Genomic DNA, 15,320 nt, shown 5'->3' with positions numbered 1-15,320 from the left:
GCTGGTTTTGGCGCCATGAGGGCTGGAGCCTGATCCAAAGCGGCTGGGCCGGCTATTGAATCCGGATGGTGGTCTAACACACCAGCATTGCAAGCTTTCAAGTCATCTGAGTAACATCCGAATCCTGTTCAGGGGCTGTGCTGAGGTCGGATATATCTTCATTAATCTAAACAAGTGTTGCGCTTTCTGCAATAAAAAATTTCAAGATCTGTGCAAACAATAGCAAAAACGAAGCTTTGTCGGTAATAATTTAATTATTCTGGACTTGTGGGGCGCTACAGGGCCATGTTGCGCCGACTACCTGATGCTGTAAGGTCGGCAGAAAAAAATCGTATAAAACAGCAGCTTCAACGTCTTTTCATCAAAAAAATATTGATCAGATAAAATTACTGGCGTATCATGCGGATCTCATTGAGAATGCTACAGTATAAGCGCTCTCAAACCCGTTAAGGGGGTCCGGTAGTTCAGTCGGTTAGAATGCCTGCCTGTCACGCAGGAGGTCGCGAGTTCGAGTCTCGTCCGGACCGCAAAAGTAAGCTCGAAAGCAGTTCGCTGCTTTCGAGCTTTTTTGCGTTTTATACTCCCCGTTGCACTTAGCAACCGTATAACCTAATCACAACGCAGCGCATCGGTCGGATTGGTACTTGCTGCACGAATAGCGTTTATGCTCACGCTGCCCCCGGCAATCAAGAGTACGAGCAGTGCAGTAACGACAAACGTCCATCCACTCATAGAGGTACGAAAAGCGAAGTCTTCGAGCCATCGATGCATGGCCCAGTATGCCACGGGCATCCCTATCATGAGTGCAACGGCCAGGAGCGCCGCGAACTCTTTAGAAAGCAAACTGATGATGTTCATCAGCGAAGCCCCCATCACCTTCCGAATACCGATTTCTTTTGTCCGTCTCTGGGCCGCGTAGGCCGCGAGTCCTAGCAGGCCAAGGCATGAGATAAAAATGGCAATACCGGCAAAAGCGGTAAAAATCTGACTGAGCCGCTTTTCACTCCGATACATTGCATCAAACGCATCATCGATAAACTGGTAATCCAGGGCCGTATTGGGCATCAGGGTGCCCAGCACCTCGCGCACATGATCCATACCTGCTGTAATATCCTTCGCAGCCAATTTTATGGCGACCAACTCCCGCCTATATTCATCGCCCAGGGTAATAACAACCGGCATGATTTCCTCACGTAGCGACGTGTGGTGAAAATTCTTTACCACACCAACAACAACGCCTTCGCCCCCACTTTCAAGCCAAAACGGTTTGTCAATCGCCTCGCCAGGTAACCAGCCCAACTGACGAGCGGCTAACTCATTGATCAGCACCTCTGCCTGAGCTCCGGCAGGGCTGCCAAACGAGCGTCCGGCGACAAGCTGTAATCCAAGCGTTTCTACAAATGCAGAGTCGGTATGCACGGGCACCCACGAAAAGATTTCTTGATGGGTATTGGCTTCCGGCGAGACCTCATCGGGAGGCATACCAACCAGTAAACCCGCATGGGCCGGCAATACATTAGACAGGGACACATGCTCCACAGCCGGATGCTGGAGCAATTGCGCTCTCACGGTAACCGGACTGGCCGTCAGATCTGATTGAGGGAGTTGAACAACAACAACCTGTTCCCCATCAAAACCTAAATTTTTCATTTGCATGAAGTCCAGTTGCTGATACACTACCATTGTGCCCACAATGATTGCAGTTGAGAGCGAAAACTGGAGCACAACAAGCCCACGCCGGAGCCAACCGCCGCCCCCTGTAGTCGCAGCAAGAGTACCGCGTAACACACCAATGGGCTGGTATCGAGAGAGCACAAAAGCAGGGTATGCACCCGCTGTAACGCCGGCCAGTAGCATGGCCAAGGCCAAGCCGGCAAGGAGCAATCCATACCTTCCACCAAGGAGCGTCAATACCGTCCCAAAGCTTGCATTGAAAAGCGGGAGCAGTAACGCCGTCAACCCCAGAGCCAGTACCAGGGCGGCAACAACCAGCAGCAGTGACTCACTGAGGAACTGAAAGGCCAGTTGCCCTCGTCCCCCCCCCATTGTCTTTCGCACACCTACCTCCCTGGCGCGCCGCTGCGCCTGGGCCGTAACCAGATTCACGTAGTTTATTGCGGCAATCAACAAGATGAACAGTGCAACAGCGCCAAAGATGTATAGATAACGCTGCTGCCCTCGAAACCCCATGGCATTGTACTGATCTGAGAGGTAGAGCTGGGTGAGCGGCATCGAAAAGAAGGCAGGCGGCTGCCGGTCCGTATTGCTTAATATAGCTCCAGCTGCGCGCTGCACTTGCGCGGCCAGCGTGTCGGGCAGCATAGGCTGGTTCAGGAGCGCGTAGGTCATGAACATCCGCTTACCCCACCCTTCTGGATCGCGCTGTGCAGCGTTCAACAGGCTGAGCGGGACCAGGATGTCGAATTGAATCGTGGACTGCCGGGGCACGTCTTCTGTAAGACCGCGCACAACGAGTGTGTGTGCCACATCACCAAACTCTACCTCGATCACTTTGCCCATCGGATCCTCATCGCCAAAAAAGTCACGTGCCATCGACTGGGTTATAACAGCAGCGTCCGGCGCATCAAGTGCTGTCTCCTGATGCCCCCGAATCAGGGCAAAGTCGAAGACTTCGAAAAAAGGTTGGTCAACCAGAAGGAGGTGGCGCTTGGCAGTCATTGCATGGTCGGGTCGACGTACAACGATTTCTCCACGCCCTAAAGTTCTCACAGCACGGTCAACTGCAGGCACATTTTCTTCCACTACAGACGCAAGCGGATAGGGTGTAGCCATGCTGCGCCCGAAGTGCCTGTGCCCTACCCCCATGACCTGGATGCGCTCGGCAGCAGCATGGAATTCATCGTAACTCAGTTCGTCACCCACGTACAGGCCAATGAGCAAGCAGGAGGCCATACCAACAGCAAGGCCCAACACGTTGATGACTGAATAGGCAAGGTTTCGGTGCAAGTTGCGAAAGGCAACCTTCACATAGCTTTTTATCAAGGCCATTTTGAGGAGCAACTCATCTTTCAACCGGTTTTCTCGCTGCACTTTGCCCCAGTACACTTTTTTGTACTCCTGCTCTGCTGAACCCATTGACCCTATACGCTCGATCGCCATATAGAATGCTTTTTTCTCGGAAATGCCTTTTCCTTTGGCGTCTTCGACACGGTCGCGCAGACTGTTCTCAAGCTCTTCGAGGTCGTCATTGGAAAACGCCGGGTTCACCTCATAGGAACGCCGCCAGGCGGCAATGGATTTTTCCAGATCAAACGTCATAGTGGCATCAGGTTAAGTGAGGCTGTAGGTCCCATAATTACGCGAAAACAGCATCCACACGCAGCCACTGTTGCTTTTCGTGATCCAGTGTTTGCATGCCCCTTTTCTTGCTGCTATAGTATTATCTTCTTTCCCATATGCGACCAATCACAATCACCCTTATTCATAGCGCAAACTTTTTACGGGGTTCATTAATGCAGTTCTGATTGCCTGGTAGCTCACAGTGGCAAGTGCTATCAACAATGCAAGTCCTCCAGTTATCATGAAAACGCCAGGGCCTAGCTCTGTTCGGTAGGCAAAGTTATTCTCAAGCCAGTAGTTCATGACGAAATACGCCAGCGGTGCCGTTATCATAAATGCTATCAGCACGAGCTTCATAAAATCTTTTGATAACAAGAGGGATAAATTGGAAATAGTGGCACCTAAAACTTTTCTAATACCCATCTCCCTCGTGCGCTGTTGAGCCACAAACGAAACCAGGCCAAACAGGCCCAGACTGGCAATAAACAACGCAAATCCACTGAAATAGCCGGCCAATTTACCTATTACCAATTCACCATGATAGGCCTGACGAAAACTGTCATCGAGGAATTGATACTCAAGCGGGTACGCAGCACCAAATTGGTCGTAAACCTCTTTGAGACCAGCTATTGCCTCCGGTGTACGTCCTGCCTCCGTTCTGAGGAATAACCACCTGGCCGTTCTATGCTGAATCACTGTTGGTTTAATCTCGGCATAGAGAGACGCCATATGAAAATCTTTGACAACACCAACGATTTCCCCCATTTCACCCCAAAGGCTTATTTGTTTGCCTATCGGATCATCATCCCCCATTGCCCGGACCGCTTCCTCGTTCACGATAAATTTAGTCGATTCCATACCGTAATCCGGATCAAAATCTCGCCCGGTAACAAGCTCCATCTTCATTACCTCGAGGAAGTCTAAACTCGCTGAGATAACATGGACTGGAATTTCACTATCTGGATCTTTACCCGGCCAGGAGAAATTGTGGGTATTGGATCGCACTTCTAGCGGATTTTCACTGGCGGATGTGACGGAGACAATTCCAGGTCGCTGCAGCAGTTCTTCTTTCACAGTGCTGAACTGCTTACCTATCCCCTCTTCCATATACGTATAAACAATATTTTCCCGGTCTAGTCCTAAATGCTTTGAATTGATGTAGCGGATTTGTTGATAAATGGTAACCGTGCCGACTATCAGTAAAATGGACATTGAGAATTGAAAAACGACGAGGCCTTTTCGTAATTGTGCACTGCCGCCGGTGAGACGGAATGTGCCCCGCAAAATATTTACAGCACTGAATGAGGAAAGGTATAGCGCTGGATAAGTACCGGCGATGAGTGCCGTTAACGTCCCGATCCCGGCAAAGAGAAGCAATGTGCTCCCTCTAAGATCTGAAATATCTATACTCTTCTCTGTCAATCCATTAAATGCTGGCAGAGCAACCAAGACGAGCACCATTGCAAGCAGGACACCTGCAAAAACCAGGAGCATAGACTCTCCCATAAATTGCCATATCAGCGCTCGTCTTTCTGCGCCGATTGCCTTACGGACTCCAATTTCTTTCGACCGGTTTACTGATCTCGCCGTAGACAAATTCATGAAATTGATGCACGCAATCAGGACAACCATAAAAGCGACAATACCGAAAATGCGAATATTGTATTCGACGCGGCTAACACTGAGTACACCGTTTTCATAATTCGAATATAGATGCTGGTCTTCGTAGGACTGCAGGAATAACTCGCTTCGAAATTGACTGTGATCCAGATGATCATCCTGGATGCGAATAATCTTCTGGCCCAAGGCTGCCACATTGGTTTCTTCTCGCAGCTGTATAAAAAGTCGCAGACTGCTGTTATCCCACGCATCGAGGCCGCTACTACGGCGAATGTAGTCCTCTATAGGAAGGACAAAGTCAAAACGCGTTGACGAATTCAGTGGAATGTCATCAAAAACACCAGTCACGGTAAAATCTTGCCGATTATCTACATGAATGGTCTTACCGATAATGTCTCCTCGTTCTACCCAATCACTGCCAAAGTATTTCTCTGCGAGAGATGCTGAAATGACAATCGACAATGGATCCTTTAGAACCTGCGATGGTTCTCCGCGGATTAGATCCCAAGAGAACATTTCGAAGAACTGTGGCCCTGCATGCCGGCCATTTTCGTTCGCCATCAGTTCTCCCCGTTTAAACAACAGGTATTCAGGCCTGGTCATAAGGACCGTGCTTTCCACCTCGGGATACTCATCCGCTAGCACGTGGGCGACTTTCAACGGGATGTCGTTTGCAGTATATACCTGATTACTAAAACGCGCGTGTCGCATGACGCGGTAGATCTGGTCACCGTTTTCATGAAAACGGTCATAGCTCAGTTCGTCCTGGATCCAGAATACAAGCAGAAATGCACACGCAAGGCCAACTGAGAGACCACTGATATTCAAGAAGCTGTAGCCTTTTTGACGTTGTAGCGCTCGCAGGGCCACTTTGATATAGTTTTTCAGCATAGAAACCCTCCATTTAAGTTCATCGGTGAGTTTGTGCTGGCGTTTGAGCTTACCCCAATACACTTTTTTGTATTCTTTTTCCGAAGAACTTGAAGAACCGATACGCTTTATAGCAATCCCAAAAGCATCCTTCTCTGTTTTGCCCAGATTCACGAGCGACTCTATTCTATCTCGCAGACTGCCCTCAAGCTCTTCGACATCTTCGTCAGAAAATGCCGTATTAACCTCATAAGCTCGGCGCCAGGCGGCAATGGAGTTTTCCAGATCAAATGACATAGTAGATCAGGTTAGACGAGGTTGTAATCCCCACAATTGGGCAAAAACGGCATCAACGCGTAGCCACTGATTCTTTTCGCGATCCAGTGCTTGCAAACCTTTTTCTGTGATGTTGTAGTATTTCCTTCGGCGGCGGCTATCCTCAGCCTTGCGCCATGTGGAAATGAGGAGACCCTGATTTTCAAGGCGATGAAGTACCGGATAAAGCGTCCCATCGTCCCAGGACAATTCACCGGACGAGAGTTTTTCGATGCGCTGTAAAATCGCATATCCGTAGCTCTCCCCGTCAGCAAGAATCGAGAGAATAAGGGGTTTGGCGGAGGCGCCGGCAAGTTCACGTGTTAGCATGGCAATTGATTTATACCTGGATGATACAGGTAATCTACAACTCTATACCTTGATCATCAAGTCATAGCAAATTTTCAATGCTAAAAACTGACAAAAACAATGTTAGCAAGCTCATCCAGGTCCCATGGTACGCGACTACAAAACGCCCTTTAAAGGGCATTGACGCTCGATCCTCAGTCAATTTCACGCAACAAGCCCAATATTGAGCAGTGTATTTTTCAGCGATGATCCCCTTGCCTTCTCTAGAATTTTTTTCACCCGGGTGAGCCATTTTTTTTCGTTTTGATGTTCTAATGGCAAGACCACTTCGGTTCCGATTTCCGCCCATCCAACTACGGAAAGTCAGATGCCGTCATATGTATTTCATTAACATTAAATCAAAGAAAAAAATGAGCAGCACTCCACAAAAGGCAACGATTGCCTTCACAAAAATTGACGACCTTATTGTTGTAGAATTGAATGGTGTTGAAGTCTGGCGTCACGGGAATTCTTCAACGGATACCTCGCCTTTCCTCTATGAGCTTTCAAGTGATTCAAATTGGAAAGCCAATGAAAACAACACCGTTCGGGTTGTAGCGCACAACGGCCCAGGATGGGCCCAGTTGAAAGGCAGCTTAACGTGTAATGGTTTCTCTTTAGAGAAGTGGGATATCACTCGGATAGGTGGCATTTCGCATACGGTTTTTCTTGACCATACGCGTGTAATAACAAACCCACTGTCTGCCGCACCTGGCACTGACTATACAGACTACTTTGTCAACAAAGCAGATGGGGATGTTTTTATTAAATTTACAGATGTTGACGACGACGTAAAAGTCGACCTCAATGGCAGCAGAGTTGTCACTGCAGACCACATCCCACACAAGATCGGCGGCAACCCTGCCAAACCCCCTGTGCTCCAACAACTCAATTTGTCGAATGGCGTAAACTATCTGAATGTCACGGCTAATAACAAAAAGAACAACTTTGTTGCACGGTTGAAAGGGCGTTTATTTCAAACCGGCTCAGAAGACAATGCCTTTCACAACTGGGATATCGGACCTGACTCCCAAAAGATCGGGGAGTTTCATAATGAGGATCTCGTTATTTTTTGCCTAAAAAACGGGGCTGTAACGGTAGCCGGAGAGGCAGGTACTGGAAATGAGATTCAGGACAATACGACACAAACATATACTGCCCAAGTAGAGGATAATTTGACAACCTCGGACGTCCTGGTCCGCATGGATGTATCGCACCCCTACACAAGTGATCTGGAAATTAACCTCCAGCATCCAGATGGACAAACTGTTAAGTTGTTTGAACATTCCAGTACTGGCAGGAGCGCCGGCGGCATTCAAGGCACTGTATTTGGTGATAGTGCAGCAAAGGCCATCACTGCAGGTAAGCCACCCTACACGGGCTATTTCAAACCTGTATCTCCTCTTTCTGCCTTTGCCGGAAAAAATGCAAAAGGCACCTGGAAGCTTACCATTAAAGACAAGGCAAATGCGGATCATGGCACATTGAAATGGTGGAGTCTTTACCTTATCCCCTAAGCCGTTTAGTAAAGTGAGACAGGGTTGGTCCTTGGGTTACTTTATCAAACATCTCTGCGCGAGCAGTACAAGGCAATAGATTGCCATTGCGCAAAAGCCGAAAACAGGTCAAGCTGTGTTCGGACTTTTGCGTTTACCGAGGTTTGTTCTCACGTCCCTGCTGTCAAGCCCACACCTGACCTACTGCTTCGCTAGCACCACCTGGGCGCGGCCGGATTTGGCTACGTCGATGAGGAAATCCCGGTAGGTGTTGAACAGCGACGCATCTATTTCCTTCTCTGTGAATTCCAGCATGCGTTTGAACACGAGGGTGTTCCCATCTACTTCGTGCGTGGCGCTATAGCGGGCAAATGACGTTTCCAGCAGCAAGTCTTCCGGCATGGCTTCTATGGCGTAGCCAGCGGGCAGGCTGTACGTCACCACATCTTCATCCCGATAAGCATAAGACAGCTTTACCGGCGTAGAGCGGTGCTCGTCGTCTGGCGGTACATAGGTGTGTCGCTCCAGCAAATTGGTTGTTAGAAAGATCCGAGACCCGGTTCGGGCAGCATAACGAGGCAACTCAAGGTCTGTTGTAATGCTAGAAGTTAGTGAGCGAGCTTCCACCTGGCTAAAGTCAGCACTGACCACTTTGAAGCTTGGAATGTCCAGCATGTCATGTAACCACGCCATCTGATCGCGGCTCGATGCATTCACAAGCGTATGCGTAACGCGGTGCTGCTGGTTGCCTTTGTACGTAAAGCTCACTGCGCCGGTAGCGTTGCCGGCTTCATCAAGCGTTACCGTGGCATGGCGGACCTGTGCATTCTCGGCAGCTGCGGAGGCCGGCGTGCGCACGAGTTCACCGCCGGTAGCAGACACAGCAAGCGCGTACCGGTCTTCGTTGCCGGCGCCAATCCGACCAAAAGGAATCACCTGCGAGGTGGCCTCCAGCCATAGCGTGTCTGCCGGCGTAGGCACCATCAGAATCACATGGTTGAATTCGTTGTTGGGGAAGTCTTTCTCGACGTCACTCCCCCGCCGGCTGTTTTGAATCAGCGCCGGCTGCGAAGCGATGCCGGCAGCATCAAGTAATGCCATGAGGTAGTTGGTCAGTGCTTTGCAATCGCCATAGCCCCGCTCAGCGACGTACGATGCGTCAAAGGTCTGCCAGCCGCCAATACCCAACTGCACGCTCACATACCGTGTAGAGGATTGGAAGTAGTCGTAAATGCGTTTTGCCCGTTCTTCCGTGTCTGTTATACCGTTGACTAACCTGCGCACTTCAGCTTCTTTTACCCCCGGCAACACAGCTCTGCCGGCATTCAGGTTGTAATACCAGGAGCCAAACGACTCCCAACTTTTAAAGTCGCCCACGGACCCTTCGATCTCAAAAGTTTCGGGCGCCATCTTCACGCTGATTCCCTGGGATTCTGGTACAATCTCCATGGACAGGGCCGCCAGTAAATCTTCTGTCTCCTTTCGCAAGGCAGTTACTTCCCACCGGTACGTTTTTGTCTTGCCACCGTCTATGATGATGGGTTCGATGTCTGTGCCTTCCGAGCGGTAGCGTACATTGATGTCTGCCGGCGCTTCCACTTCAAACCGGGAATGTTCAACCGATGCCCCCAGGCCTTCGGGGTCCCAGGAGGGCCAGGAAATGTACCCATTAAATTCCATCTCGTACCAGTATTCAACCGTATAGGGATACGTGCTGTGCTCCAACCGGGCGATACGCACGCGGCTATCATCGTACAGGGAGAAATTCGCAATCGCGCTGTAATCCTCAATTTCATCCTTCTTCAGCTTGCGGATGACCTTGCCCTCCGCATTCCTGATTTGCGCAGCCAGTTTTTTTGGTTTTCGGAATTTGTCGTAGCCATAGCCGATAAAGCCGTGGTCCCGTCCTTCCTTATTAAAAATGGTGACAACGCGGTGCACTCGCCATACCGCTTTCCCCCTACGCTTTACTTCAAACTGCTGGTTGTCCAGTCGAATAACAGCGTCTGCCTGACTCAATAACATCATTGGGTTCATCGATGTTATGCTAAACGAATCGTCGATACCCGCCGGTACTTCCTGTGCATACGTCTGCACAGCCGTCAGGCTCAAGGCTACCAGACAAAAGAATAGTTTTCTCATGGAGTGATCAAGAATAATCTATATCAGTAGATGACCTTACAAGGCACGATTTACGCTGGCAGAGATGGGTTATTCGTCCCCTGTGCCGGGTGCCACTTTCTTGAGCACAACCTGATCTGCCTCAGCTGCCACAATGCGGTCATACATTTCTTGCAACTCAGCATATACCTTGGGTGAATAGGTAGCATTGGTCAACGTCAGACGGGATTGTACAACAAGGGTGCTGCCTTCGGTGATACAGGTTCTTCTAAATGCACCGCCTTTCAGGGGCAATCGGTAGTTCACGTTACCAGGTTGCTCATGCACGGTGTAGCCTTCCGGTATTTCCATGCGGAAGGAATACACATAGTCGCGCGGGAAGCTGAAATCAACCGGGAAGGTACGTTGGGGGAGCTTTAGCGGATTCTCTTCCCATGTACTTACTGCGTGGGGATTGAAGTAAATAAAATCGCCGGCAACCATACCATAGTTATTGATTTTCACCCCGACATCAACATTTAAGGGTTTGCTGAGGCTGTCGGTGTTTGCAATTGCGATGTCACTGAGTTCAAACTCACCCGTTTTTTCGATGATATTTTCCAACACAAACTCACTTTGATCACTTCCCTCCAGGGCATTGCGAAGCTCGAGCGCGCGGTATCCCCCATTAGAGCTACTCAAATCAAAGTTAACAGAGCCGTCCGGATTCATTTTCCCTTCCAGTGCATTCAGCTGCATGTATTTCAAGTTGGATTTCACGGGGATCCATTCGTCTCTGTTTTCAGCTACCATCCAGCCGGCACTGTTTAATGCCCGTTCAGGGAGGGCATCAAACGGACTATTTTCTTCGGTCGCATCCAGGAAATACAGGTAGCCACCGGCATCCGCCTGGGCAATCAGGTAGTTAAACTGGGTGAGCAGTGGATACTCTTTTTTCACGCGGCCATGGCCCCGCGTACTGATCAGTACGGGATTGGCTTTGATATTTACGGCGCGTAGCAGCGCAACCATAAGCAACGCTTGCTCTGCGTTTGACGCCCGGTCTGATTTCAAGACATCGGCGGGTGCTCGTTCCGGCACATAGCTGTAGTTGCCATTCCACGTGTGATTCGTTTGCACGTAATCATAGATGGACTGCAATTTGGCTTTGGGATTTGTAATGCCAGCTGTAATTTCTTCCGCTTTCCGACGGACATTTTTTGAAGGCTTGAACGCAGGACCATAATACGAGTTGGCACGCAACTCATCCGCAAGTGCACCCCAGCTTTTCATGTAGTTGGTCATGCCGGCATTGGTATAATATCGCGCCAGCTGAAATTCCATTTTCAGTCTGTGATCTTCGATCGTAGTAACAAAAGGCTCCTCGCGAAGCGCCGGCACATCTTTCATCGCCCAGCGATGGACCATCGAGTTGGCACCTGGCGATATGTTTTTATCCTGCTCTTCAATCGCGAAGTTATAGACTGTTGTTACGCGCACGTACTGGAAGAAGTCCGACAGATCGGTGCGAATCTCTGACCAGCGGGTGGGTTCACTATGCTGGAAATCCCAATCAGGTAGAAATATTGGGGAGTCGGATATCATTTTGTACCGATATTCAACAACAGCGCCAGGCGCCAGTGCCGGCAGTGTAAAGTTCAATTGCTCGTAATCATCGTCCAGTTTTTCTTTAAAAACCGACTTCTTGCCAAGCTTGTGCCGCTTCGGTTTGCCATTCGCATCCAATACAAATGTTTGGCCTTCAACATTACGAATACGCTGGCCGTATTTCCCTTTAAAATAGAACAACCGATACGTGCCCCATTCATCATATGCAGCCTCAGACAAGAGCTTGACGCGAAGATGATAATTGTAACTCAGCTGTCCCGTTTGGTCAACGGTTATCTCACCGTACTCACCAAGTATGACAGCGTTGGCATTGGAATCCGCTGCATAAGAAGTCATTTGCAGGTCTTCGATCGGGATCTTACCCCATTTCATGGGCTTGGCTTGACCAAATACACCAATGGCAGTCAGGCTCATCATGACTGCAAACACAACCAGTACTCTTTGTCTCATAATCCTAATTTAGTCTGGCAAGCGGAGCACAGATGTGAATGCTCTTGGCGCTCTACACTTACGCAATTTCAAAGTGGCGGCATGAAATGAAATATCATGCTAGCGTATTTTGCACACAGGTGTAATGGCGTATATCCACCATTTTGAAGGCCTTGTTTTTACAAGGTCCTGTAGATATGTCGTTGAGTAAGACGGACCGTGCAGGAAATTGTTTTACGAAGTTGGTGCCGGCCTGATGTCTTGTGGAATAAAGTGATACTACCGTTGTCTATTCAACGAACCCTCCACACAAACTACCTGGCCATGTTACCCTACAAAACCACACGCACAGTACTCTGCTTTCTCTGCTTTGCAGCATGCCTGGCTGCCTTATGCTTTGCAGGATGTACATCCGTCGACAACCCGCCGGCCAGTACTGCGTTGGCAGGCACAACATGGACCATCACAGAAACAAGCGCCCCTGATACGCAAACCGAGCGCCCAAACGCCGGCGATTTTACCATCAGTTTTTTGGTGTCCGGCCAGGTTGCTGGAAATGAAATGTGCAATGCCTGTGGCGGCACCTACACCCTGATGGGCGACAAGACGGTCCAGATCGATGTGGGCTGCAATGAAGCTGGCTGCGGACTCTGGTCGACAACCTATCTTGTTCGCGCTTATCCGAGTGGGCTGTACACGTATGAATTAAATGGCGAAGAACTGGTGTTAAATGAGGTAGAGCAAGCCCGCAAATTTATCCTCAAGCGGGTACCCGCGCCTGTGTTATAGCAAAATCAAAATCTCATCGCTTAGACGTCTCGCTGCCTAATTCGCCAGCACCAGCTTTTTTGTCTCAACATGTTGGCCGGCCTGAACACGGACTAGATATATCCCCGCAGCAAGCTGCCCGGGTTGCCAGTCTATTTGCAGCCTGCCCACTGCCTGAGGGTCATCGCGTAGTCGGGCGACTTCTCGCCCAAGCATATCGTACACCGCAACAACAAGTTGTGTAGGCTCTTTTCCCAGGGTAACATCAAACAAGACATAATTGCGCGCTGGCTGCGGGTACAACGCTACTGAAACAAGCGACTGCACAGCACCATTTTCGATAGCTGCGGACTGGTAGGTATACGTCCGCCTCGAGCTGCGACGCCAGACGTTTTCGTCACTATCCCAACTGCTCCAGGACTGACTTATCAGATTGCCGTCAATATCATACGTACTTTCATAAAGGCCATGATTTTGCCATTCTGCATCCCTAAATCGCTGGACCAGGCGCTCAGAAGTTAAGCCGGCATCGTTGTACGTGTAAACGACCCGTTCTACAAATATCCATGCTGATTTCAAATCTCTCCAAGACCGGGTGTCCAACACAGGATTTCCTCGAACATTGAGTTCAACGTACGCTCGGCTGTATGTGAACCAGTCTCGCGCATCCGAATCCCATAATTGGGAGCTAAATTCAGTATAAGTATCGCCATAATCCACAGCGCCGCGCCCATTAGCGACCCATTTCGATGCTAAATCATCGTAATATTCAGACTGAGAATATACCTGGCGCCCCTGCCCGTCGTATGCCTGCGTATATCTGAAAGCACTTTGCCAACGCATATCAACCAGGCTCTGCAGGACTTCCTCAACCAATAAACCATTCTCATAAGACATTAAATCCCTGCGGCTTGCTATCCAATTCCCATCTAGCCAGTCCTCACGTACAGTTTCAGTAAGTTCACCCAATACATTCCACGTGTTGACTTGACGGCGGTAACTACGCCAGGATTCGCCCTCCGCTTCTTGCCAAATCTTAGAAAGATTTAACCCGCGCGCATCATATTCAAACACCACTTGCGAGTTGTTGAGCCAGGAATTACCAATCCATCCCTGAAATATGGTATTTGATAATTCCCCATTTTCATTGTACACGTGTTGCTCAGCAAAGGCAGGCTGCCAGGCTTCATTTTCCCAGGTCGCGAACTCCATACGAAGCAAAGCTTGCATTGCAGCCGGCTGTACATAGCCAGCCATCCCCCCCAAGGCACTGCTTTTAGCACCGATTCGTTCAACTGCGTTGCAAACGAAGTCATCAGGCAACGTGATGTTTGCAGCAGTATCATACTTGGGCGTGTTTACTCCAACTCGTGGAGCGAATAATTCCACGTACCCAGGTGCACTGAATGGTCGCGTAATAGCCTCAACGGGAAGGTGACACACTTGTCCAAACGCAGAGGGCGCAAAAATCACAGAGAAGATAAAACCCAATAGACATCGGTGTGCTGTCATATCCTCAGCTCTAAAAGTGACCGGATACAAGGACATACTATAGTCTATTAAAGACTGGCATTGTAAACAAGGCTACTACCGAGGATGCAGAATGCCCATCTAAAGCACTGCATCCTGGACACATAACTCGGTGAAGGTGTTTGTTAAAAAAACACTATGAAAACGCAGTTGATCCCAGCCGCCGGCTGCGGACGCCCGGTCCTTCCTCTCTTTTCGTTTTCGCTGAATGCTAGAGATACGCAAAACTTTAGACGCGCATCCTGTAACAGCAAACACATAAATTTTACGGGATTTATATGTTTGCTGCCAGGTATGGGGGCCCCCTATCGTGTATAGACGGCTGTGATGCTGGCGCTAGCCAATGCGTTGGCGCGGGTCATGAAGCCGGCCAGCGCATTGCTTGGCTGTGGCGGCAACTCTAACATCGTACCCAGGGCATAAACGGTAAACTGGTACCGATGAACTTCGCCTGGTGGTGGGCACGCGCCGCCAAATCCGGGCGTGCCGTAATCGTTGCGCAACTGAGAGGCGCCTTCAGGCATCCCATTTTTGCCCCCTGCACCAGCGTCCAGCGACATGACGTCTGCCGGAATATTAACCACGTTCCAATGCCACCAGCCAGATCCAGTGGGTGCATCCGGGTCATAAGCGGTAACAACAAAACTTTTGGTCCCTGCCGGCGCATTCGACCAGGATAGTTGTGGTGAGATGTTCTCTCCTTCACACCCAAATCCCTGGAAGACTTGGGCAGCAGCCAGTTGTTGGCCTTCCGAGATGTCGTTGCTGGACAGCGTAAAGTCCTGCGCGGTTACTGTGGTCGTAAAAAGGCCGGCAAGGAGCAGGCAAACAACAAAGCGTTTATTCGACATTTTTCAAATCCATTCCATTTGTAAAACAAGAACAGATTCATAATACCACTTCTTACCTGCCGGC

At 49.6% G+C, this 15,320-nt stretch carries 9 protein-coding genes and 1 tRNA gene; 3 read left to right on the top strand and 7 right to left on the bottom strand.

What is annotated here, in order from left to right:
- Nucleotides 1-453: 453 nt before the first annotated feature.
- Nucleotides 454-527: transfer RNA gene (locus AAF564_12480), tRNA-Asp, on the top strand.
- Nucleotides 528-609: 82 nt separating this feature from the next.
- On the opposite strand, the gene AAF564_12475 is transcribed toward AAF564_12480, so the two are convergent.
- From AAF564_12475 to AAF564_12465, 3 genes are all read right to left on the bottom strand, one after another.
- Complete coding sequence (locus AAF564_12475; GenBank protein MEM8486359.1) at nt 610-3,279, bottom strand: ABC transporter permease; 2,670 nt, start codon at nt 3,277-3,279, stop codon at nt 610-612.
- A gap of 159 nt (nt 3,280-3,438) precedes the next feature.
- The gene (locus tag AAF564_12470; protein MEM8486358.1) at nt 3,439-6,087 is read right to left on the bottom strand and encodes an ABC transporter permease; all 2,649 of its coding nucleotides are present in this window, start codon (nt 6,085-6,087) and stop codon (nt 3,439-3,441) included.
- A 6-nt stretch (nt 6,088-6,093) separates the two neighbouring features.
- Nucleotides 6,094-6,435, bottom strand: coding sequence for a helix-turn-helix transcriptional regulator (locus AAF564_12465; protein ID MEM8486357.1), 342 nt, complete (start codon nt 6,433-6,435; stop codon nt 6,094-6,096).
- 389 nt (nt 6,436-6,824) lie between these two features.
- Between AAF564_12465 and AAF564_12460 the strand changes: the two genes are divergently transcribed.
- Nucleotides 6,825-7,970, top strand: a complete 1,146-nt coding sequence (locus AAF564_12460; GenBank protein ID MEM8486356.1) for a proprotein convertase P-domain-containing protein — start codon at nt 6,825-6,827, stop codon at nt 7,968-7,970.
- A 180-nt stretch (nt 7,971-8,150) separates the two neighbouring features.
- Here the strand turns inward: AAF564_12460 and AAF564_12455 are convergent, their stop codons facing one another.
- Together AAF564_12455 and AAF564_12450 are read right to left on the bottom strand one after the other, a co-directional pair.
- On the bottom strand, nt 8,151-10,091 hold the full coding sequence (locus AAF564_12455; protein MEM8486355.1) for a DUF3857 domain-containing transglutaminase family protein: 1,941 nt from the start codon (nt 10,089-10,091) through the stop codon (nt 8,151-8,153).
- Between the two features lie 69 nt (nt 10,092-10,160).
- Nucleotides 10,161-12,128, bottom strand: a complete 1,968-nt coding sequence (locus tag AAF564_12450) for a DUF3857 and transglutaminase domain-containing protein (GenBank protein ID MEM8486354.1) — start codon at nt 12,126-12,128, stop codon at nt 10,161-10,163.
- Nucleotides 12,129-12,392: 264 nt separating this feature from the next.
- Here AAF564_12450 and AAF564_12445 point away from each other — a divergent pair, with 264 nt between their 5' ends.
- The gene (locus AAF564_12445; protein MEM8486353.1) at nt 12,393-12,896 is read left to right on the top strand and encodes an META domain-containing protein; all 504 of its coding nucleotides are present in this window, start codon (nt 12,393-12,395) and stop codon (nt 12,894-12,896) included.
- A gap of 36 nt (nt 12,897-12,932) precedes the next feature.
- Here the strand turns inward: AAF564_12445 and AAF564_12440 are convergent, their stop codons facing one another.
- A complete protein-coding gene (locus AAF564_12440; GenBank protein ID MEM8486352.1) occupies nt 12,933-14,264 on the bottom strand; it encodes a T9SS type A sorting domain-containing protein in 1,332 nt (443 codons plus the stop codon).
- Between the two features lie 446 nt (nt 14,265-14,710).
- Nucleotides 14,711-15,256, bottom strand: a complete 546-nt coding sequence (locus tag AAF564_12435; protein MEM8486351.1) for a YbhB/YbcL family Raf kinase inhibitor-like protein — start codon at nt 15,254-15,256, stop codon at nt 14,711-14,713.
- Nucleotides 15,257-15,320 lie beyond the last annotated feature (64 nt).

Source organism: Bacteroidota bacterium, from assembly GCA_039111535.1.
Classification (GTDB): domain Bacteria; phylum Bacteroidota; class Rhodothermia; order Rhodothermales; family JAHQVL01; genus JBCCIM01.
Note: the sequence above shows the minus strand (reverse complement) of the source record. Positions and strands in the feature narration are given on the sequence as shown.

Bases quoted from the DNA above. Each gene is read 5' to 3' on its own strand.
- AAF564_12475 (MEM8486359.1), bottom strand. From the start codon at position 3,279: ATGACGTTTGATCTGGAAAAATCCATTGCCGCCTGGCGGCGTTCCTAT.
- AAF564_12470 (MEM8486358.1), bottom strand. From the start codon at position 6,087: ATGTCATTTGATCTGGAAAACTCCATTGCCGCCTGGCGCCGAGCTTAT.
- AAF564_12465 (MEM8486357.1), bottom strand. From the start codon at position 6,435: ATGCTAACACGTGAACTTGCCGGCGCCTCCGCCAAACCCCTTATTCTC.
- AAF564_12460 (MEM8486356.1), top strand. From the start codon at position 6,825: ATGAGCAGCACTCCACAAAAGGCAACGATTGCCTTCACAAAAATTGAC.
- AAF564_12455 (MEM8486355.1), bottom strand. From the start codon at position 10,091: ATGAGAAAACTATTCTTTTGTCTGGTAGCCTTGAGCCTGACGGCTGTG.
- AAF564_12450 (MEM8486354.1), bottom strand. From the start codon at position 12,128: ATGAGACAAAGAGTACTGGTTGTGTTTGCAGTCATGATGAGCCTGACT.
- AAF564_12435 (MEM8486351.1), bottom strand. From the start codon at position 15,256: ATGTCGAATAAACGCTTTGTTGTTTGCCTGCTCCTTGCCGGCCTTTTT.